We start from the raw sequence: 20,789 nt of genomic DNA, 5'->3' as shown, positions 1-20,789 counted from the left end.
GCTCGAAGGGCTGCTCTCGATCGTCGTCGGTTTCATCGCCGGTTCCTTCCTCGTCTCCCGTATCGCCGGTGTTCTTCGCGATGGCCCTCACCGGGTACGCGATCACCTTCTGGCTGCCGAGTCGGCGGGAAGTGCGCGGCCACCCTGTTCTGGCCGATGGCGCAGTCGGGGCTGGACCTGAAGATCGCCGCGCCGGGGCTCGCGGTCGTCAACTCCATAGAGAACCTGGGCGGTTTCGTCTCCCTGATCGCGGTGTTCGGCGCAATGCTGATCCGCGGGAACGGCGGCGGGGCGGGGGCCGGTTCCGGTGCCGGCTCCGGCACCGGTGAACGCGCCGCTCTGAAGGGCCGGTTGGCGACGGGCGAGGCACGCTAGCGACCGCGCGGCAGCATGCGGTGCGGTCCAGCCGTCGGCCGAAGACGGCTGGACCGCGCGGGACTTCACAGCTGCGGGGCGTCCCCGAAGTCCGGGATCTCCAGCCGGACCCCGCCGCCCAGGGCGGACTCGTGCGCGACGATGCCGGGCAGGGTGTAGCGGGCCGCCACCCACGCGTTCACGGACGGCAGCGTCCGGGTGGCGACCGCGGTCACGAAGTCGTCCACCAGGAAGTGGTGGCTTCCCTCGTGTCCGTTGTGGAGGTGGTCGAACTCCCGCGGCAGCCGCGACCGGTCGTGCACGGGGGCCGAGCCGGAGGTGAAGGCGGCCCTGAGGTCGGGGGCGATGTGCTGGAGCGAGGGGTCGTCGGGGGCCATCGTGGGCTTGGGTTCGAGGAGTTCGCTGATGTCGGTCACCCCGCTCTTGTCCTGCCACAGGGCCACCGTGGCGAGCTGCTCCATGCTGGCGTCCGTGCCGAAGAACCTGAAGCGCGACTCGCGGATGTGCGAGGGGTAGCCGACCCGCCGGAACTCGTTCGTGCGGAACGATCCGCCGCCCGCCACCTCGAACAGCGCGGTGGCGTTGGAGAAGTCGTTGCCGAACCGGCTGACCGACTTGTCGAAGACGCCGTCGCCGCGCTCGTCGACGACCCCGATCGCGGAGACGCTCACGGCGTGCGTCTGCCAGGCGCCCAGCACCCCGCCGACCGAGTGGGTCGGGTAGAGCAGCGGCGGGTAGCTCGCGGTGGCCTTCCAGTCGTCGCCGCCGCTGTACTGGTAGGCCTCGTAGAAGCCCAGGTCCATGTCGTGGACGTAGTCGCCCTCGGCGTAGAAGAGGCGGCCGAAGGCGCCCTGGGCGATCCGGTCGCGCGCGTGCACGGTCGCCGGATTGTACTGGCTGGTCTCGCCCATCATGTACGTCAGTCCGGTCGCCTTGACCGTGTCGATGATCGCCGCGATCTCCTCGGTGGAGATCGCCATGGGGACGGCGGAGTACACGTGTTTGCCCGCGTCGAGGCCCTGGAGCACCAGCGGGCCGTGGGTCCAGCGCTGGGTGAAGATCGCGACGGCGTCGACGGCCTCCGACTCCAGCATCGCCTCGTACGAGGGGAACGTGCCCGTCAGGCCTTCGGCGGCGGCGAGTCGCTCGGCCCGCTCCGGGAGCAGGTCGGTGACGTAGACGTCGCCTACGCCGGGGTGGGCCAGGAACAGCCTGGCGAACTGGCCGGAGAACTGGCCGGCGCCGACGATGCCGAGGGAGAACGTCATGGGTGGCGTGCCCTTCACTGGTCGAGGATGCGGTTGATCTGTCGGGTGGTCTCGTCGAGGTCGCCGACCGGCGCCCCGTTGCCGTAGATGTCCTGCATGGCGGGCCGCATCAGCGCGTACACGTCCGCCGCGTAGTCGGTGATCGGATAGGTGAAGGTGGTGGACTCCCGCCGGTCGGCGACCGGCCGGGTGAACGCCGAGACGTCGACGCCCTTCTTCGCGTACGCGGCGACGGCGGCCCGGGTGCCGGCGGGCGTGGCCGGGAAGACGATGCCGTAGCCGCCCACCGTCTTCTGGCACGCGTCGGAGGCCAGGTACCGCACCCACTTCTTCGCGCCCTGCTTGTTGCGGGCGTTCTTGGTGACGGAGTCGGCGAGCCCGTTCATCATGGTGGCGCGTTTGCCGGTGGGGCCGGTGGGCGTGCGGGCGGCGCCCACGTCGAGGCCCTTGAAGCCGTGGTACGTCGAGATCATCCACGCGCCGTCGAAGGCGACGGCCGCCTTGCCCGCGGCGATCTGCGCGTTGGCGGGGTTGGCGCCGGCGCTGTAGTCGGCGAGGGGGGCCAGGTAGCCCTTCTTCGCCAGGCCGAAGTACCAGGAGACGACGGACTGGAAGGTCTTGTCGTCGTACCGGTACTCGGTTCCCCAGCGCTTCTTGTCGGTGTAGTCCCAGCCGGCGGAGCCGGTGAACGGACTCCACTGGGTCTGGCCGTCGCCGTCGCCCCCTCCCGCGGTGGCGAGGCCGTACACCTTGACGCGCTCGCGGTCGAAGCCGGGTTCGTCGCCCCGCCTGCCGTTGACGTCGACGGTGAGGCGGGCGATCGCCTTCTCGAAGCTGCCGCCGTCCTTCGGGTTCCAGGAGAGGCCGTCGAGCTGCGCGGGGGTGAGTCCCGCGGCCTTCGCCAGCTTCTCGTTGTAGAAGAGCGCGACGGTGTCCCAGTCCTTGGGGGCGCCGTAGCGGTGACCGTCCTGGCCGATCCAGTTGGCGGCGAGGCCGGGCTGGTAGGCCTTGTCGTCGATGCCGAGGTCGTCGAGCGGTTCGAGCACCTCCAGGTCGGCGAACTGGCCGAACTTCTGGACGTGGTCGGTGAACACGTCGGGCTGGGTGCCCGCGATGAAGCTCGCGGTGAGCTTGGTCCAGTAGTCCTCCCAGCCCATCTGTGTGATGTTCACCCTGAGTCCCGGGTTGGCCTTCTCGAAGCCCTCGGCGCAGGCCTGGTAGGCGGGGAGCTGGTTGGCGTCCCACAGCCAGTAGGTGACCGTGCGGGCGTCGGATCCTGCGGCGCCCTTCGCGCATCCGGTCGCCAGGGACAGTGCCAGCGCTCCGGTCAGTGCGACGACCGTACGCATTCGAATTCGCATTCCTGTCCCCTCACTTGATCCCGGTGAAGCTGATGGAGCTGACGATGCGGCGCGCGAAGAGCGCGAAGAGCACGAGCATCGGGAGCGCGGCGATGAGGGTGGCGGCCATCAGGCCGGACCAGTCGTAGCCGGTCTGCGGGGTCTGCGCCCGGAAGACGGCCAGGGCCACGGTCAGCACGCGCGAGCTGTCGCTGTAGGAGACCATCAGCGGCCAGAAGTAGTCGTTCCAGGAGGTGATGTAGGTCAGCACGCCCAGGGTGAGGACGGGCGTGGAGGCCATCGGCAGCATCACCCGGAAGAAGACGCGGATCTTCCCGGCGCCGTCGAGCAGGGCCGCCTCCTCGACCTCCCGGGGCACGTTCATGAAGAACTGCCGCAGGAAGAACACCGCGAACGGCGTCATGAACATCGTGGGCAGGGCGACGCCCAACAGGGTGTCGATGAGGCCGAGTTGTTTGATGAGGACGAAGTTCGGCAGCAGGGTGAAGATCGCGGGCACCATCAGCCCGGCCAGGAACAGCCCGAAGACCTTGTCCCGTCCGCGCCAGCGCAGCCGGGCGAAGGCGTACGCGGCCATGGCGGAGAAGAGGATCTGGCAGAACGTGATCAGGGTCGACACGACGACCGAGTTGATCAGGTAGCGCCAGAACCTGAGCCCGCCGCCGGAGCCGCCCTGGGCGATCGCCTCCTCGGACGACTGGAGCCCGAGGGCCCGTTCGAACCCACCGGTCGTCGGGTCGACGGGCAGCGGGTCGCCGGGGTGCGCGGCGAGCGCCGTGTTGCCGGACAGCGCGGTGCGCAGGATCCAGTAGAACGGCAGCAGGGTGATGAGGACGATCGCGGTCATCACCGTCCAGGCCACGATCCGCCCGAGGGAGGGCCTGCGCCTCACGCGGCGTACGTCCGTGGTCGTCGGGGTCACGGCGGCCATGTCGGTCACTCCCCTGTCAGCCGAGGTCGGTCTGGCCGGCCCGGGTGAGCCGGTACTGGATGAGGGTGATCGCGCTGAGCACCACGAGCAGGGCCACGGACATCGCGGAGGCGTAGCCGAACTGGAAACGGCCGAACGCGGCCCCGTAGATGTAGAACTGGAGCACGTTCGTGGCGTTGGCGGGTCCGCCCGCGGTGGTCACCGCGACGGTGTCGAACACCTGGAACGAGCCGATCACCGTCATGATGAGGACGACCGCGAGGACGGGCCTGAGCAGTGGCATGGTGATCCGCCAGAACATCCGCCACTCGCTCGCGCCGTCCACCTTGGCGGCCTCGTAGACGTCGTTCGGGATGGCCTGGAGGCCCGCGAAGAGCAGCAGCGCGGTGTAGCCGACGTGCCGCCACACGTTGATGAGCGCGATCGTGGGGACGGCCCAGGTCTCGTCCGCAAGGAACGGGATGCGGTCGGCGCCGACGGCGGAGACGATCTCGTTGCCGATGCCGAGCTGGGTGTCGAGGATCCACAGCCAGACGATGCCGGCGACCACGTTGGACATCAGGTACGGCGTCAGCACGACGCCGCGCAGCACGGCGGACTGGGTGAGGCGTTGCAGCAGTACGGCGACGGCGAGCGCCGCGACCGTCTGCACGCCGATGTTGATGAGCACGTACTCGACGGTGACCGTCAACGAGTCCCAGAAGATGGGATCTTGGACCATGCGGGTGTAGTTGTCGAGGCCCACCCACTCCGCCGGGGTCAGCAGGTTGAAGCGGGTGAAGCTGAGATAGACCCCGCGCAGGGTCGGCCAGAGCAGGAACACCAGGAAGCCCAGCATCGCGGGGGCGACGAAGACGGCGGCCAGGGCTCCGTCCCCACGGGCGCGCGCCCTGCCCTTCCGGGGCTTGGTCGTCGGCGCGGCGGTCGACGGCGGGGCCGCCGGGTCGCTGCCCAGGGGCAGGCCGGGTGGTGGGCTGCTGGAGGCGACGGTCATCGAGGGCTCCCTCATCGGCGGCTCGTCCTCCCGACTTACTTTTGACGCAAAAGAATCCTCGCGTCAATAGCCGTGCGGACATCTCCCGGAAGCGGCATCGCACCTCTACAGTGGACCTTGTTATTTCCATGATGAAACAAACAGCGTCTGTGGGAGTCTGACCGCCATGACCGCACTCGCCGCCAGTTGGCTGCCGCTCAGTCCCGGGGAACGCGCCGTGGCGATCGAGGTCCTCGTGCACGGACCGCTCTCACGCACCGAACTGGCCCGCCGGCTCGGCCTGTCCGCGGGCAGCCTGACCCGGCTGACCAAACCGCTGATCGAGTCGGGCCTGCTGGTGGGGACCGGCGAGGACGCCACACCGACGGAAGTACGCCAGGGCCGCCCCTCGCAGCCGCTGGACATCGTCGCCGACTCCCGCCTCTTCCTCGGCTTCAAGATCACCGCCGATATGGTGTACGGAGTCGTCACCACGCTTCGGAGCGACGTCGTCACCCGCTACGACCGGCCGCTCACCACCCATGACCCGGAGCGGGTCGCCGACCGGCTCGCGGAGATGACGGCCGAACTCACCCGCACCCACCCGAGGATCGCGGGCGTCGGCATCGGCGTCGGCGGCCTCGTCCGGGACCGCGCCACGGTCGGCGAGTCACCCTTCCTCGACTGGCAGGACGTACCGCTCGCCGCCCTCGTCGAGGAGCGCACCGCGCTGCCCGTGGTCGTCGACAACGACGTCGCCGCGCTCGTCGAGGCGGAGACCTGGTTCGGCGCCGGCCGCGGACTCGACCGGTTCGTCGTCCTCACCATCGGCGCGGGCATCGGCTACGGCCTCGTCCTCGGCGGCAGGCGGGTGCCGTGCGTCGAGGAGGACCGCGGCTTCGGCCGGCACTGGATCGTCGACCCGAACGGGCCGCTCACCCCCGAAGGGCAACGCGGCAGCGCCGTCTCGCTGTTGACCATCCCCAGTATCCGCTACCAGATCCGGGCGGCCTCCGGACGTGACCTCACCTACGAGGAGATCCTCGCCGGCGCCGCCGCGGGCGAGCCCATGCCGGCCCGTATCGTGAACGAGGCGGCCCGCGCGCTGGGCACCCTGGTCGCCCAGATCTCCAACTTCGTCATGCCGCAAAAAATCCTGCTCGCTGGCGAGGGAGTCGGCCTGATGGAGGTGGCCGGGACGACCGTGCGGGAAACCGTCCGCGCCCACCGCGACCCGCTGGCCGCGCCCGTCCGCCTGGAGACAAAGGTGTCAGACTTTCACGACTGGGCGCGCGGTGCCGCGGTGCTGGCGATCCAGGTGCTGGTCCTGGGAAGCTCTGACTCGTAGGCAGCGGCGCGCCAGCGCCGTCGGGGGGAGGGGCAGCGCGGATGGGGACGTTCACAGACCTGGAACCGGGCGATCCGCGTGTCGTCGGACGGTACCGGATCGTGGCCCGTCTCGGCGCCGGCGGCATGGGCCAGGTCTATCTGGGGCGTTCGCCGGGCGGTCGCCCGGTGGCCGTCAAGGTGGTGCGCCCGGAACTCGCCGGCGACCCGGACTTCCGGCGGCGCTTCGCCCGCGAGACGGCCGCCGCCCGCCGCGTCAACGGCGCGTTCACCGCGGGGGTCGTCGACGCCGACCCGGAGGGCTCGCCGCCCTGGCTGGCCACGCTCTTCGTGCCCGGAATGTCGCTGGGCGAGGCGCTGGCGGCGCACGGGCCGTGGCCGCAGCAGCCGACGCTCGCCCTGGGGGCCGGGCTGGCGGAGGCGCTCGAGGCGATCCACGCGGCGGGCGTGATCCACCGGGACCTCAAGCCGTCCAATGTCCTGCTCGCGGTCGACGGACCGCGGGTGATCGACTTCGGGATCTCCCGCGCGGTCGAGGTGAGCAGCATGCTCACCCAACTCACCCATGCCGGCACGGTCGTCGGCACCCCCGGCTTCATGTCCCCCGAGCAGCTCACGGGCGAGCCGGTGGGCACGCCGAGCGACGTGTTCTCCGTCGGCTCGGTCCTCGTCTACGTCGCCACCGGCGCGGGGCCCTTCGGCACCGGCCCGGCGAACGCGCTCAACTTCCGCACGGTGTACGAGACTCCGGACCTCGACCGTGTCCCGTCCGTGCTCCGCGACATCGTGGCCGACTGCCTGGAGAAGGAACCCGAGCGCCGCCCGGAGGTGCCCGCGCTGCTGGGGCGGCTGGCCGAGGCGGGCGACGCCGGCATCGGCACGGCGGGCTCGCCGACCGAGCTGGAGTGGATGCCGCCGGTCGTGGCCCGCGAGGTCCGCGAACAGACGTCGGCGTCGCTGCCGAGCACGCCACCGGTGCCGGTGCCGTCTCCGTCTCCGGCTCCGGTGCGGGAGTCTGAGCTGGAGCAAGCGCCGGTGTCGGTGCGGGGGGCTGAGACGGAGCAAGCGCCGGCTCCGGTGCGGGAGTCTGAGCTGGAGCAAGCGCCGGTGTCGGTGCGGGAGGCTGAGACGGAGCAAGCGCCGGTGCGGGGGCCGGAGCCGGAGCGAGTGCGGGAGCCTGAGCCGGGGCAAGCGCCGGTGCCGGTCTCACAGCAAGTGCCGGTGCCGGTGCCGCGCCAAGAGCCGGAAGCAGAGCCTCGGCCGGAGGCCGCGACTCCTTCCGAGCCGCGCAGCGAGTCGCCCCTGCCGGAACCAGCCGTCGCCGCCCCTGCGGGAACCTCGGGCGCGGAGGAGAAGGGGGACTCTCCGAACCGGAGTCCAAGCCCGGACCCGAGTCCAAGCAGCTCCAGTCCCAGCCCGAACCCGGTCCCGAACTCGAACCCGGTCCCGAGCCCGCCGAGCCCCAGCCCAAGCCCGCTCCCCCCTCCCCCGCCTCCCTCCTCACCCCCGCCCGTCCCCCCGCCGCCCGTCCACAGCGCGCCGACGCAGCCCTGGTGGCCGCCGCCCGCAGCCCCGCTCCCCTCGCAGCCGCAGTCGCAGCCACAGCCCGCATCGCCCCACGCGGGCTGGCCCGCCCCGGTCCTCCCAGGGCCGCCCAGGCCCGCGGGGCTGCCGATCGGCGCTCCGGCACCACCCCCACCGCCGTCCCCCACCCGTCGGGCCCTCCTTCTGGGCCTCACCGCGGCGGCGGTCGGGCTCGGCGGAGCCTTCGCCGGCTGGAAGCTGCTCGAACACGACGGCGACCCCTCCGCCACATCACCCACGAGCACCCCCACCCCTTCCGCGACGGACGACTCCCCGTCCCCCAGCGCCGAGCCGACGGCCCGAAAGCTCTGGGTGTTCGACACGGGCGACCCCGTGCGCTCGTCGCCGACGGTGGTGGACGGTGTGGTCTACGTGGGCAGCGACTGCGGCTGTCTCTACGCCCTGGACGCCGAGTCGGGCGACCAGAAGTGGTCGTACCACATCGGCGTCCCCGTGCACTCCTCGTCCGCTGTGGCGAACGGCATGGTGTACGTAGGCAGCGACGACGGCAAGCTGCACGCGGTCAACTCCGCAACCGGCAAGGCGACTTGGACCTACGAGACCGGCAGCCCCGTACGCTCCTCCCCCGCCGTCGCCGACGGCGCCGTCTACATCGGCAGCGACGACGGCAACCTGCACGCGGTCGACTCCGCGACCGGCAGGAGGAAATGGGTCTACGACACCGGCGACCCCGTACGCTCGTCGCCCGCCGTCGCGAACGGCCTCGTGTACGTCGGCAGCGACTGCGGCTGCCTCTACGCCCTGGACGCCGCGACCGGCAAGCAGGCGTGGTCGTTCCACATCGGGGGCGAGTCGGCGCCGGGCTCCCCCGCCGTACACGAGGGCGCCGTCTACATGGGCGCCGACAGCGGCCGTCTGTACGCCCTGGACGCCACGACCGGCGACCGCGCCTGGGAGTTCGCCACGGGCGGCCCGGTGGCGACCCGGCCGCTGGTCCTGAACGGCGTCGTCCATGTCAGCGGCGGCGACGACGCGGTGCACGTCCTGGCCTCGGACAGCGGCGAGGAGAAGTGGTCGTCCACCCTCGGCGACAGCACCGAGTCGTCACCCGTCGCCGCCGGGGGCGTGCTCTACGCCGGGAGCGACGACGCCCGCCTGTACGCGCTGGACGTCGACACCGGCGAGGTGCTCTGGTCGTTCCCGACCGGCGATCCGGTGAAGTCGACCCCGGCCGTGGCGGACGGCGTCGTCTACTTCGGCAGCGACGACGGTTACGTCTACGCGGTGCGCGCCTGACCCGCCGGCGTCCCCGCGCCGGCCGGCGGCGGCACGGGCGTGGTCAGCCGGCGAGCCCGGCGAGGGCGGTCGCGTACTGCTCGTCGGTGACCGGCTCCAGCCAGGTGGTGCCGTCCCCGTCGCCAGGCCGGGCGCGCCCCGAACGACACCGAACTGACCGGACTCATCGGCGAACTGGTCACCCGCAGCGAGGAGTTCCGCACGGCGTGGGCCCGGCACAACGTGCGCCTGCACCACACCGGCCGCAAGTCCTTCCGCCACCCCGCGATCGGCGTCCTCTCCCTCGACTTCGACGCCATGGAACTCCCCGCCCAGCCGGGCCTGACCCTCACCGCCTACAGCGCCCCGCCCCACACCCGGACGCCGACGCCCTTCGGCTCCTCGCGGCCTGGGGCGCGACGGAGGACGAGGACAGTGCGCGCGGGTCCACCCCGTAGCCTCGGCCCCTGCCCCGGCCCGCCCCGCCCCGCGCGTGTCGTCGCCGGTCCGCGGCTCAGTCGAGCGGCTCGTAGTCGAACCAGTCGAAGTGGACGGATCCCGCTGCGGCGAACATGCCGATGACCCGGCCGGTGAAGCCGCCGGCGACCTCCGTGGAGAGGTACCGGCCGTCCAGCAGGGCGAGTTCGAGGAACGTGCCGTCCGGTTCCTCGACGCCGATCCTGACGGTGTCGGGGCCGGTGCGCGCGTCCTGGAGCGTCCGCGTGGCGGTCACGTCGATGCGCAGCACCACGGGTCCGGCAGGGATCGGCCGGGACGCCACGACGGTGTTCAGCGGGCCGACGCGCGCCCGGACCAACACCTCGCCGGGCGTGGCCTCGATGTCGTAGTGGTGGTGCTCGTCGAGACGGACGGCGAGGCCGCCGCGTCCTTCGGTCACGTCGGCCAGGGCGCGCACCCGGCATGACAGGTGCTGCTGCCGGCGGCCGACGAACGTCACGTCGGTGTCGTCGAGCGAGCCGCCGCGGGCCCGCAGGGTCAGCGAGCCTGGGCGTTCCTTGGTCGTGCAGGCCTCCGCCGGGCGGTGGCGCAACGACACCCAGTGCGGGGCGAGTTCGCTGAGGTCGAAGTCGTCCCTGGCATCCGGAGCGGCGGCGGGGGGATGCAGCGGCCAGGCGGGCGCGGGCAGGACGGACGGGACTTCGCCGACGACCGGCCAGCCGTCGACCCAGTCGACCGGCGCGAGGAACGTCTCCCGGCCCAGGACGTGCCAGCCGGGTGTGCCGCCACCGGGCCGCACGCCGAGCAGCACCATCCACCAGGAGCCGTCGGGCGCCTGGGCGAGGTCCGCGTGGCCGGTGTTCTGGACGGGGTGGTCGGTGCCCCGGTGGGTGAGGACGGGGTTGTGGGGGCACGGCTCGAAGGGGCCCGTGGGCGTGCGGCCGCGGGCCACGGAGACGCCGTGGCAGCGCTCGGTGCCGCCCTCGGCGATGAGCAGGTACCAGTAGTCGCCGATCCGGTAGAGGTGCGGGGCTTCGGGGGCCTTCGCGCCGGGGGTGCCGGACCAGATCCGGCGCTGGGGTCCCGTCGTCTCGCCGGTGTGAGGGTCGAGGCTCACCTGTCCGACCCCGGCCGTGGTGCACCAGCAGACGCCGTCGTCGTCCCAGGCGAGGTCGGGGTCGATGCCGTGCACGCCGGGCAGCGGAATGGGGTCGGACCAGGGGCCGGCCGGGTCGGTGGCCGTGAACAGGAGGTTGCCGTCGCCGCTGACGTTGGTGACGATCAGCCAGAAGCGGCCGTCGTGGTGGCGCAGGGTGGGCGCGTAGATCCCGCCGGAGGAGGGCGAGTCGAGCGGCAGGCGCAGCTGGCTCGGGCGGTCGAGGGCGTTGCCGATCTGGGTCCAGTGCACCAGGTCCCGGCTGTGGAAGAGGGGCACGCCGGGGAAGTACTCGAAGCTGGAGCACGCGAGGTAGTAGTCGTCGCCCGCGCGGCAGACGGAGGGGTCGGGGTGGAAGCCGGGGATCACGGGGTTGCTGACGGTGCGGCCTGTCGCGGGCACGGTGGACACCCTCATGGGTCCTTTCACTGGTTCGACTGCCCCTTGCCGGATCGAGGGGCGAAAGTTTCTCACTCAGCGATGGATAGTTTCCGTGCAGCGAGGCTAGTCAGGGGCCGGGCCCGGGGTCAATGCCCCTTGTCCCGGGGTCAATGGTCCTTGTCCCGGAGTCAATGCCCCTTGGGCGGCGGGGCCGTGCTGGACCGGACCGTGAGCTTGGTGGCGATCTCCAGCCCGACCTGGGGCGCCTCCTCCCCGCGGCCGAGCGTGAGCGCCAACTCGGTCGCGGCCACGGCCATTTCGGTGAGGGGCTGGTGGACAGTGGTCAGGGGCGGGTCCACCCAGGCCACCACCGGCAGATCGTCGAAGCCGACGACGCTGAGGTCGTCGGGGATGCGCAGGCCGGCCTCGCGGGCCGCCCGGTAGACGCCGAGCGCCTGGAGGTCGTTGGTGGTGAACACGGCCGTCGGCCGGTCGGGCAGGGCCAGCAGGGCGCGCGCCGCCTCGCAGCCGTCCTCGACGGTGAGCGGGGCGTGCACGACGAGTTCAGGACCGACCGGCAGACCGGCGGCCTGCATCGCGGAACGGTGGCCGTCGAGTCGGGCGCAGCAGTACAGCTGGTCCTGGGGGCCGCCGATCATGGCGATGCGGCGGTGTCCGAGTTCGGTGAGGTGCCGGGTGGCGGTCCGGCCGCCGGACCAGTTGGTCGCGCCCACGAACGGGACGTCGTCCGGCAGTTCGGCCGCCGGGTCGAAGACGACGAACGGGATGCCCTTGGCCTTGAGTTGCTCGCGTTCGGCCTCGGAGAGCTGGGCCACGGACAGGACGCAGTTGGGACGCCGGGAGACGGTGTCGTCCCAGGCGGGCGGGTCCGTGTCGTGCAGGCCGAACTCGGACACCATGACGCCCACGCGGTGCCGGCGGGCCACCTGCTCGACGCCCCGGATGATCTCGACCGCCCACATGTGCTTGAGCTCGCGGAACACCAGCTCCACGACGTTGTTCCGGTGGGCGCCGGTGGGCCTGCGGTAGCCGTACCGCTCGACCAGGGCCTCGACCCGGGCGCGGGTGTCGGCGGAGACTCCCGACTTGCCGTTGATCACCTTGGACACGGTCGGGACCGAGACCCCGGCCGACTCGGCGATGTACGCGATGGTGACCGGCCGGGACGAGTCGCCCCGCCCGCCGTCCCGGTCCACCGGCCGGTCGGCCGAGCCGTCCGCGCTCTCTGCGTCGCCCGCGTTGTCCGCCAAGGTCGTCTTCCCCATCGTCGTCGTCCGGTTGTGCCCGGCCATCTTGGCATCTCCGGCCGACGGAACTGTGGCCTCGCTCACAGCTTCATGTTAATTTCTCCGCCGCGCACAGCGAAAGTTTCTCTCATCGTTCGCTTCCCCCCACTCCCGAAAGGTGCACGTGATGACGAGAACATGGGCGAGCTTCCCTTCGCGACGACGCCGCTCGTCGCGCCCCCCACGCAGACTGACGGCGCTCCTCCTGGCGATCGTCCTGCTCCCGCTGGCCCCCGCCGCCGCGCGGGCCGCCGACGATCCGCCCGTTCCCCCGCCCAGCGCCCCGGCCGCCCGCAGCGCGGTGGCGGCCATGCAGCCCGGCTGGAACATGGGCAACACCTACGACGCCATCCCCGACGAGACCTCCTGGGGCAACCCGCCGGTCACCCGCGAACTGCTGAGGAAGGTCAAGTCCCAGGGCTTCAAGAGCATCCGCCTGCCCGTCACCTGGGGCATCCACCAGGGCCCCGCCCCCGGCTACACGATCGACCCGGCGTGGACGGCGAAGGTGCGGCAGGTCGTCGACTGGGCGCTCGCCGAGGACCTGTACGTGCTGCTCAACATGCACCACGACTCGTGGATGTGGGTCAACACCCTCCCCACCGACCACGACGCCGTCCTCGCCCGTTACACCGCCACCTGGACCCAGATAGCGGCCGAATTCCGCGACCGGTCGGCCCGGTTGGTGTTCGAGAGCATCAACGAGCCGACCTTCACCGGCACTTCCGGCGACGAGGAGAACTACCGGCTGCTGGCCGAACTCAACCGGGTGTTCCACCGGATCGTCCGCGACTCCGGCGGCGCGAACACGAACCGGCTGCTCGTGCTGCCCACCCTGTACACCAACGCCGACCAGGGCCGACTGGACGCGCTGGCAACGGAGTTGACCGCCCTGCGCGATCCGATGGTGGCCACGACGATCCACTTCTACGGCTGGTGGCCGTTCAGCGTGAACATCGCCGGCTACACCCGCTTCGACGCCACCTCGGAAAGGGACCTGACCGAGACGTTCGACCGTGCCCACAACACGTTCACCGCACGCGGCATCCCGGTCCTCATCGGCGAGTACGCGCTGCTGGCCTACGACCACAACCGCCCCGGCATCATCGAACGCGGCGAACAGCGCAAGTACTTCGAGTTCCTCGGCGACCACGCCCGCCGCCGCCAGCTCACCACCATGCTGTGGGACGCAGGCCAGTTCCTGAACCGCACCACCCTCCAGTGGCGCGACCCGGAGCTCTTCGCCCAGATCAAGTCGAGCTGGACCACCCGCTCCGGAACCGCCTCCAGCGACCTGCTGTTCCTCCCCAAGTCGGGTGCCGTACCGAGTCGGACGCTCACCCTCAACCCGAACGGCACCGACTTCCAGGGCCTGCGGCACGGCACCCGCAACCTGGTGCGCGGCAGGGACTACACCGTCACCGGCAACCAGCTCACCCTGACCGCCGCCGCGCTCACCGAACTGGCCGGTGACCGGGCGTACGGCGTCAACTCGACGATCGAAGCGAGGTTCTCGCGAGGCGTCCCATGGCGGATCGACGTCATCACCGCTGACACGCCGGTGCTCTCGAACACCACGGGGAACACGAACGCCTTCGCCATCCCCACGCAGTTCCGGGGAGACATGCTGGCGACCATGGAGGCCAGGTACGACGACGGGAGCAACGCCGGCCCGGCGAGCTGGACCCCCTTCCAGGAGTGGGACGTCGCCTTCTCGGCCTACACGAGCGACGCCATCAAGCTGACTCCCAAGTTCTTCGACGCGGTCAGGGACGGCTCGCGGATCACGCTCACTTTCCATTTCTGGAGCGGCTCCACGGTGACGTACCACGTCACCAGGTCGGGAACGACGGTGACCGGGACGCCGGCCTGACCCGGGACGGTCAGCCGTGCGGCGCGCTCAGCGGAACGCCGCCTGCCCGGTGATCGCCTGGCCGACGACCAGGGTGTGCATCTCGCTGGTGCCTTCGTAAGTCAGCACCGATTCAAGGTTGTTGGCGTGGCGCAGCGGCGAGTACTCCAGGGAGATCCCGTTGGCCCCGAGGATCGTGCGGCACTCCCGCGCGATGGCGATCGCCTCTCGGACGTTGTTGAGCTTGCCGACGCTGATCTGCTCGGGGCGGATGCGGTGCCGGTCCTTCAACCGGCCCAGGTGCAGCGCGAGCAGGGCCGCGTTGCCCAGCGAGACGGCCATGTCGGCGAGCTTCTTCTGCGTGAGCTGGAAGGCGCTGATCGGCCGACCGAACTGCACCCGGGAGTCGGCGTAGTCGACGGCGGCCTGGATCGAGTCCCGGGCCGCCCCGACCGCGCCGAAGAGGATGCCGAAGCGGGCCTCGTTCAGGCAGGACAGCGGTCCGCGCAGGCCCTCCGCGAGCGGCAGCCGGGCCGAGTCGGGCAGCCGGACGTCGTCGAAGGACAGCTCGGAGGTGATGGAGGCGCGCAGGGACATCTTGTGCTTGATGTCCTGGGTGGTGAAGCCGGGTGTGCCGCGCGGCACGAGGAAGCCGCGGACGCCGTCCTCGGTCTGCGCCCAGACGGTGGCGACGTCGGCGATGCCGCCGTTGGTGATCCACATCTTGGAGCCGTTCAGGATCCAGTCGCCGCCGTCGCGCACGGCCCGGGTGCGCATCCCGGCCGGGTTGCTGCCGAAGTCGGGCTCGGTGAGCCCGAAGCAGCCGATCGCCTCGCCCAAGGCCAGCCGGGGCAGCCACTCCCGCTTCTGCTCCTCTGAACCCCACTTCCAGATGGAGAACATCGACAGCGAGCCCTGCACGGAGACGAAGCTGCGGAACCCCGAGTCGGCCGCCTCCAGTTCCAGACAGGCGAGTCCATAGCTGACGGCGTTCGTCCCGGCACAGCCGTACCCGTCGAGATGCATGCCGAGCACGCCCAACTTGCCCAGCTCGGGCGCGAGTTCGCGGGCGAAGTGGGCGTTCTCGAACCACTCGCCGAGGTGTGGGCGCACCCGGTCGGCGAGGAACTTGGCGACGGTGGCCTGGATTTCGCGTTCCTCCTCGGTGAGGACGGAGGCGATGTCGAGCAGTTCGAGGGGATCCTTCAGCGGCTTGCCGGGCATGTGTGGCTCCTGAGGTCATGGACGGCGCTCCGAGGAGGTCGCCCGGTAGGTGAGTTCGACGAGGGGATGCCCCTGGCCGGGGGAGGCGTCGGCCCGTACGACACGGACCCTCGCCCCGACCGCGACCACGGCCGGCGCGTTCGCGGTGACCTGGCAGACCACGGTGAAACCCTCGTCCATCGCGACGAGCCAGGTGCTCTGCGGGACCTGCCCGACCCGGCGCACGAGACCGCCCGCGCCCGCGCTGCGCTCCCGCTGGAAGGCCGTGGATCCGCAGGCGCGGCAGAACGAACGGCGGTAGGCCGGGGTGCCGCACCACAGGCAGCGCTGGAAGACCAGTTCTTCCCGGGATGCGATGGGTTCAGATTCGTCCGTCCGAAGCATCACGGCCTCCTGCACTCGTTCGCGGGCCCGCTTCCCGCCGGCGCCTCCCTCACCCTGGCGCTGTCGGCGATCGCCGGTCAACGACGAGCTGACGCATCTTTGTGCGCGGACCGCGTTCCGTTCACCGAGGTCAGAAGCCGTACCGCCGCGCTAGCCTCTGCCTCGGTCGGCAGTGACCCTCGGTCGCGGCGAGTCGGTCACCGTGCCATTTGGAACACCGTCGCGGCGAGGACGGTGCCGAGGACTGTGCCGGCGATGACCTGGTTGCGGGTGTGGTCGCGCAGTGCGATCCGGGACCAGCCGACGAGGACGACCAGGAGGAACCCGAGGGCCGTCCAGGGGCCGTAGGTCTGTATGAGGATCGCGCAGGCGCCCGCGGAGACGGCCTGGTGGACGGAGATCTTCCAGGCGAAGGTGATCAGCACGAGGATGGTCAGCGAGACCAGCATCGTCACGATGAGGGCGATCATCGTGCGCGGGGCGTCGGCGAGGGCCATGAGGACGATGCCGGCGGCCACGGAGAGCAGGGCGAGGCTCATCACCACGAGCCGCGGGGTCCTCGCGCCGACGTGCCGGTCCCCCACATACCCCTTGCGCATCCCGTACTTGATGAAGGCGAGCGGGACGAGCGCCGCGAAGAACGCGCCGACCACGCCCCAGCCCACACCGGTCCAGCCCGCCGTGTGCCAGCCGACGAGGAGGGTGACGGCGATGATCCAGTTCTTGGGCTCCAGCCAGTCGGTGATGCGGCGCGCCGTTCTGGACTCGGCGGGGAGCACGTCGGTCGTCATGAAGGAGGAAATCCCTTTCCGGGCTGCGTGCCGGCAGGGAGGCGAACTCGCCTTGCCGGCGGGCGAGTTCCGCCACAACGGGTGAGCCCCGCTCGTGAAACGCTGACTGACACATCCTCACATACGGGTGATCACGAGCCCGGCGGCGAGGAACGGGAAAGCCCAAGGGGGGTACAAAACTCTCCCTGCCACGAGTGGTGCCGATGGTGCGAGACTTCCCGGCGGACGTCCCCTGTACGACTGATCCGTCTGTGATGCGAAGGCGTACGTATGTCTGCTGACCTGCCTGAATCCGCTCCCCCACCTCCTACCGGATCGAGTGGGGCCTCCCACGCGCCGAGCCGGCGCGCCTTCATCGCCACCGGTACCGCCGTCGGCGGCGTCGCCGTGGCGGGCGGCGTGATCGGCGGGCCCCTCCTCGCCGCCGCCGAAGAAGCGTCCGCCGCCGAAGAGGCGTCCGCCGCCGGGATCTCACCGTCCAGCCGGGTCTCCCTGACGGTCAACGGCCGGCGCCGGACCGTGACGGTCGACAACCGCACCTCCCTGCTGGACCTGCTCCGCGAGCACTTCGGCCTGACCGGCTCCAAGAAGGGTTGCGACGCCGGGGCTTGCGGGGCCTGCACGGTGCTGGTCGACGGGCGGCGGGTCAACGCCTGCCTCACGCTCGCCGTTCGGCTGGAGGGCGCCGACGTCACCACCGTCGAGGGACTGGCCGACGGGGAGCGGCTGCACCCGTTGCAGCAGGCGTTCATCGACCAGGACGCCTTCCAGTGCGGCTACTGCACCCCGGGCCAGATCGTCTCGGGCGTGGGCTGCATCCAGGAGGGTCACACCGGTTCGCCGGAGGAGATCCGGGAGTGGATGAGCGGCAACATCTGCCGCTGCGGCTGCTACGTCAAGATCGTGCGCGCGGTCGAGCAGACCGCGGGCCGGAAGTGAGGTCCGGTCCCCATGCATCCCTTCTCCTACACCCGTGCCTCCGACACCCGTGAGGCGCTCGACGCCGGTCGCCGCGGCGGGCGTTACATCGCCGGCGGCACGACGCTGGTCGACCTGATGCGGGAGACCGTCGAACGTCCCGAGGCGCTCGTCGACATCTCCGGTCTGCCGCTGGACGAGGTCACCGTCACCGAGGGCGGCGGCCTGCGCGTCGGCGCCCTGGTGACCATGTCCGAGGCCGCCGCCCACCCCCAGGTGCGCACGCTGTTCCCCGTCGTGTCGCAGGCGCTGGAGCTGAGCGCTTCGGCCCAGTTGCGGAACATGGCGACCATCGGCGGCAACATCATGCAGCGCACCCGCTGTACGTACTTCCGCGATGTGACGGCCGACTGCAACAAGCGTGAGCCCGGCTCGGGTTGCGCCGCGCTGCACGGCCACAACCGCGCGCACGCGATCCTCGGCACTTCCGAAGCCTGTGTGGCCACCCACCCCTCCGACGTGGCCGTGGCCTTCGCCGCACTGGAGGCGAGCGTGCGGCTGCTGGGCCCGGACGGTGAACGCCGGGTCTCCTTCGCCGACTTCCTGCTGCGGCCGGGCAGCACCCCTCAACGTGAACAGGGCCTGAGAAAGGGCGAGTTGATCACCGCGGTCGACATCCCCGCACAGCCGCGTCCGCTCAGGTCGGGCTATCTGAAGGTGCGCGACCGGCAGTCCTACGAGTTCGCCCTCACCTCGGCGGCCGTCGCCCTGCACATCCGCGGCGGGGTGATCCGGGAGGCGAAGGTCGCCGCCGGCGGCGTGGGCACCGTGCCGTGGAAGCTGCCCGCCGTCGAACGGCGGCTCGTCGGCGAGCGCCCCTCCGCGGCCCTGTGGCCGGCCGCCGCCGAGCACGCCTCGGAAGGAGCCCGGCCGCTGCGGCACAACCGTTTCAAGATCGAGTTGCTGAAGCGGACCGTCGAACGCCAGCTGCGCGTCGTAGGAGGTACGCAGTGAGCTCCCAGCCCGTGAGCCCCCAGCCGCAGGCAGCCGTGGGCGCGCCGCTGTCCCGGGTCGACGGCCGGCTCAAGGTCACCGGCCAGGCCCTCTACGCCGCCGAGCACGACGTCGACGGCGTCGTGCACGCCGTCATCGTCGACGCGAGCATCGGACGCGGCCGGATCACCTCCATCGACACCGGGGCCGCCGAAGCCCACCCGGGTGTGCTGAAGGTCGTCCACCACGGCAACGCGCCCCGGCTGCCGTACCGCGACAACCCCGGCTCCAACAATCCGCCCGGCCGCCGGCTGCGGGTCTTCCAGGACGACCGGGTCCTCTTCCACGGCCAGCCGGTCGCCGTCGTGATCGCCACCACCCTGGAGGCGGCCCAGCACGGCGCGAGCCTGGTCGAGGTCGGCTACGCCGCCGAGCGGCCCTCGACCGACCTGCGCGAGGCCGAACCCGACGAGCCGACCGCCTACGCGCGCGGCGACGCCGACGCGGCCCTGCGCGACGCGCCCGTACGGCTGGACCTGACCTACCGCACGGCCCGCAACCACCACAACCCGATGGAGCCGCACGCCACGATCGCCCGCTGGGACGGCGGCCGGCTCACCGTGTGGGACAAGACCCAGTGGGTGGTGGGCACGCAGACCGAACTCTCGGCGGTGTTCGGCGTCGAGTCGAACGCGGTGCGCGTCATCTCCCCGTTCGTGGGCGGCGGTTTCGGCACGGCGCTGCGCTGCTGGCCGCATGTGGTCGTCGCCGCGCTGGCCGCCCGGGAGACGGGCCGTCCGGTCAAGCTGGTCCTGAGCCGCGCGCAGATGTACCTGGGCACCGGTTTCCGGCCGTCCTACCGGTACCGGCTGCGCCTCGGCAGCGACCGGCGCGGCCGTCTGAACGCCGCGGTCCACGAGATCGACGCCGAGACGTCGTCGTACGAGAAGTTCAGCGAGGCGATCCTGTCGGCCGGGCAGATGCTCTACAGCATGCCCCACGTCCGCCAGGCCTACCGGCTGGTGCCGCTGGACCTGCCCACGCCGCTGTACATGCGCGGGCCGGGCTTCCAGACGGCGTCGTTCGTCATCGAGTCGGCCATGGACGAACTCGCCCACCGGCTCGGCGTCGACCCGGTCGAGCTGCGCCGGCGCAACGAGCCGCACGAGGACGAGTCGAACGGGCTGCCGTTCTCCACGCGCCGGCTGCGCGAGTGCTACGCCGTGGGGGCCCGGGAGTTCGGCTGGCACCGCCGCTCGCCCCGGCCGCGCTCGCGGCGGGACGGGGACTGGCTGATCGGGCTGGGCATGGCCGCCGGCGTGTACGACACCGCCCGCTTCCCGGCACAGGCGCGTGCCCGTCTGGACGCCGACGGGACCGCGCTGGTCGACGCCGCAGCCACCGACATGGGCCCGGGCACCTACACCTCCCAGACGCAGGTCGCCGCCGACGCGCTCGGCCTGGCCATGCGCGCGGTCACGTTCCGGCTCGGCGACTCCCTGTACCCGCCGACCCCGCCGCACGGCGGCTCGATGACGATGGCCAGCGTCGGTTCCGCCACGCTGGACGCCTGCGACCGGGTCCGCCGTCAGGCGGTCGAACTGGCCGTCGGGGACCGCGAGTCACCGCTGTACGGAGTGCCCGCCGGCGATGTCGTCGTCCGGGCCGGCCGGCTGCACGTGAAGGGCGATCCGGCGCGCGGCGAGACGTACCGGCGGCTGCTGACCCGCAACGACCTCACCCATCTGGAGGCGGACGGCTCCTTCGCGCCGCCGTCCGGGCCCGAGCGGCACTCCTTCTACGGCTACAACGCGACCTTCGCCGAGGTAGCCGTCGACGCGACGCTGGGGCTCGTCCGGGTGCGGCGCGTCCTCGGCGTGTACGACGCGGGCCGCATCATCAGCCCCAAGCTCGCCGACAGCCAGGCCATCGGCGGCATGGTGGGCGGCATCGGCACAGCCCTGCTGGAGCACACGGTCACCGACCACCGCGACGGCCGGATCGTGAACGCGAACCTCGCCGACTACCTCGTCCCCGTCAACGCCGACGTCCCCGACCTCAAGGCGATCTACCTCGACGGGGAGGACCGCGAGGCCGACCCGCTCGGCGTGAAGGGTCTCGGCGAGCTGGTGATGATCGGCGTGGCCCCGGCGATCGCCAACGCGGTCTTCAACGCCACGGGCCGCCGGATCCGCGAACTGCCGATCACCGCCGAGGCGTTGCTCTGACCGGCCCGTCGTCCCGCCCTC

General features: G+C 71.4%; 16 protein-coding genes and 1 pseudogene. 8 read left to right on the top strand and 9 right to left on the bottom strand.

Features of this window, described 5'->3' with window-relative positions:
• The first annotated feature begins 156 nt into the window (after window positions 1–156).
• Window positions 157–375, top strand: a complete 219-nt coding sequence (locus ACFYX4_RS32285) for a hypothetical protein (RefSeq protein ID WP_389340707.1) — start codon at window positions 157–159, stop codon at window positions 373–375.
• A gap of 65 nt (window positions 376–440) precedes the next feature.
• Here ACFYX4_RS32285 and ACFYX4_RS32280 read toward each other — a convergent pair whose 3' ends face one another.
• The 4 genes from ACFYX4_RS32280 to ACFYX4_RS32265 are packed head-to-tail and all read right to left on the bottom strand — an operon-like array spanning window position 441 to window position 4,929.
• Entirely contained in the window at window positions 441–1,643 is a 1,203-nt protein-coding gene (locus ACFYX4_RS32280) for a Gfo/Idh/MocA family protein (RefSeq protein WP_389340705.1), read from the bottom strand.
• A gap of 14 nt (window positions 1,644–1,657) precedes the next feature.
• Window positions 1,658–2,992, bottom strand: a complete 1,335-nt coding sequence (locus ACFYX4_RS32275; RefSeq protein WP_389340703.1) for an ABC transporter substrate-binding protein — start codon at window positions 2,990–2,992, stop codon at window positions 1,658–1,660.
• Window positions 2,993–3,014: 22 nt separating this feature from the next.
• A complete protein-coding gene (locus ACFYX4_RS32270; RefSeq protein WP_389340701.1) occupies window positions 3,015–3,935 on the bottom strand; it encodes a carbohydrate ABC transporter permease in 921 nt (306 codons plus the stop codon).
• A gap of 16 nt (window positions 3,936–3,951) precedes the next feature.
• Entirely contained in the window at window positions 3,952–4,929 is a 978-nt protein-coding gene (locus ACFYX4_RS32265) for a carbohydrate ABC transporter permease (RefSeq protein ID WP_389340699.1), read from the bottom strand.
• A 166-nt stretch (window positions 4,930–5,095) separates the two neighbouring features.
• Here ACFYX4_RS32265 and ACFYX4_RS32260 point away from each other — a divergent pair, with 166 nt between their 5' ends.
• The 3 genes and pseudogenes from ACFYX4_RS32260 to ACFYX4_RS32250 form a co-directional block, all read left to right on the top strand.
• The gene (locus ACFYX4_RS32260) at window positions 5,096–6,256 is read left to right on the top strand and encodes an ROK family protein (RefSeq protein WP_389340697.1); all 1,161 of its coding nucleotides are present in this window, start codon (window positions 5,096–5,098) and stop codon (window positions 6,254–6,256) included.
• A gap of 41 nt (window positions 6,257–6,297) precedes the next feature.
• Window positions 6,298–9,096 (top strand): PQQ-binding-like beta-propeller repeat protein, encoded by a 2,799-nt coding sequence (locus tag ACFYX4_RS32255; protein ID WP_389340695.1) that lies wholly within the window; start codon window positions 6,298–6,300, stop codon window positions 9,094–9,096.
• 117 nt (window positions 9,097–9,213) lie between these two features.
• A pseudogene (locus ACFYX4_RS32250) lies at window positions 9,214–9,533 on the top strand (transcriptional regulator); the annotation flags it as partial.
• 56 nt (window positions 9,534–9,589) lie between these two features.
• On the opposite strand, the gene ACFYX4_RS32245 reads toward ACFYX4_RS32250, so the two are convergent.
• Window positions 9,590–11,107: a glycoside hydrolase family 43 protein gene (locus ACFYX4_RS32245; protein ID WP_389340693.1), complete on the bottom strand. Its 1,518-nt coding sequence runs from the start codon at window positions 11,105–11,107 to the stop codon at window positions 9,590–9,592.
• A 152-nt stretch (window positions 11,108–11,259) separates the two neighbouring features.
• A complete protein-coding gene (locus ACFYX4_RS32240) occupies window positions 11,260–12,357 on the bottom strand; it encodes a LacI family DNA-binding transcriptional regulator (RefSeq protein WP_389340892.1) in 1,098 nt (365 codons plus the stop codon).
• Window positions 12,358–12,505: 148 nt separating this feature from the next.
• Here ACFYX4_RS32240 and ACFYX4_RS32235 point away from each other — a divergent pair, with 148 nt between their 5' ends.
• On the top strand, window positions 12,506–14,251 hold the full coding sequence (locus tag ACFYX4_RS32235) for a cellulase family glycosylhydrolase (RefSeq protein WP_389340691.1): 1,746 nt from the start codon (window positions 12,506–12,508) through the stop codon (window positions 14,249–14,251).
• Window positions 14,252–14,278: 27 nt separating this feature from the next.
• Here the strand turns inward: ACFYX4_RS32235 and ACFYX4_RS32230 are convergent, their stop codons facing one another.
• The 3 genes from ACFYX4_RS32230 to ACFYX4_RS32220 all read right to left on the bottom strand — a co-directional run bounded on the left by ACFYX4_RS32230 (window position 14,279) and on the right by ACFYX4_RS32220 (window position 16,629).
• Window positions 14,279–15,454: an acyl-CoA dehydrogenase family protein gene (locus ACFYX4_RS32230; RefSeq protein ID WP_389340689.1), complete on the bottom strand. Its 1,176-nt coding sequence runs from the start codon at window positions 15,452–15,454 to the stop codon at window positions 14,279–14,281.
• A 15-nt stretch (window positions 15,455–15,469) separates the two neighbouring features.
• Window positions 15,470–15,838: a zinc ribbon domain-containing protein gene (locus ACFYX4_RS32225; protein ID WP_389340687.1), complete on the bottom strand. Its 369-nt coding sequence runs from the start codon at window positions 15,836–15,838 to the stop codon at window positions 15,470–15,472.
• A 197-nt stretch (window positions 15,839–16,035) separates the two neighbouring features.
• Window positions 16,036–16,629: a phosphatase PAP2 family protein gene (locus tag ACFYX4_RS32220; protein ID WP_389340685.1), complete on the bottom strand. Its 594-nt coding sequence runs from the start codon at window positions 16,627–16,629 to the stop codon at window positions 16,036–16,038.
• 270 nt (window positions 16,630–16,899) lie between these two features.
• Between ACFYX4_RS32220 and ACFYX4_RS32215 the strand changes: the two genes are divergently transcribed.
• The 3 genes from ACFYX4_RS32215 to ACFYX4_RS32205 are packed head-to-tail and all read left to right on the top strand — an operon-like array spanning window position 16,900 to window position 20,768.
• Window positions 16,900–17,568 carry a (2Fe-2S)-binding protein gene (locus ACFYX4_RS32215; RefSeq protein WP_389340683.1) on the top strand — a complete coding sequence of 223 codons (669 nt, stop codon included), beginning with the start codon at window positions 16,900–16,902 and terminating at the stop codon, window positions 17,566–17,568.
• 12 nt (window positions 17,569–17,580) lie between these two features.
• Window positions 17,581–18,561, top strand: a complete 981-nt coding sequence (locus ACFYX4_RS32210; protein WP_389340681.1) for an FAD binding domain-containing protein — start codon at window positions 17,581–17,583, stop codon at window positions 18,559–18,561.
• 11 nt (window positions 18,562–18,572) lie between these two features.
• Window positions 18,573–20,768: a xanthine dehydrogenase family protein molybdopterin-binding subunit gene (locus ACFYX4_RS32205; protein WP_389340889.1), complete on the top strand. Its 2,196-nt coding sequence runs from the start codon at window positions 18,573–18,575 to the stop codon at window positions 20,766–20,768.
• Window positions 20,769–20,789: the final 21 nt, after the last annotated feature.

The organism is Streptomyces sp. NPDC002328 (assembly GCF_042890065.1).
Taxonomy (GTDB): domain Bacteria; phylum Actinomycetota; class Actinomycetes; order Streptomycetales; family Streptomycetaceae; genus Streptomyces.
This window is presented reverse-complemented; position numbering and strand designations above follow the sequence as displayed.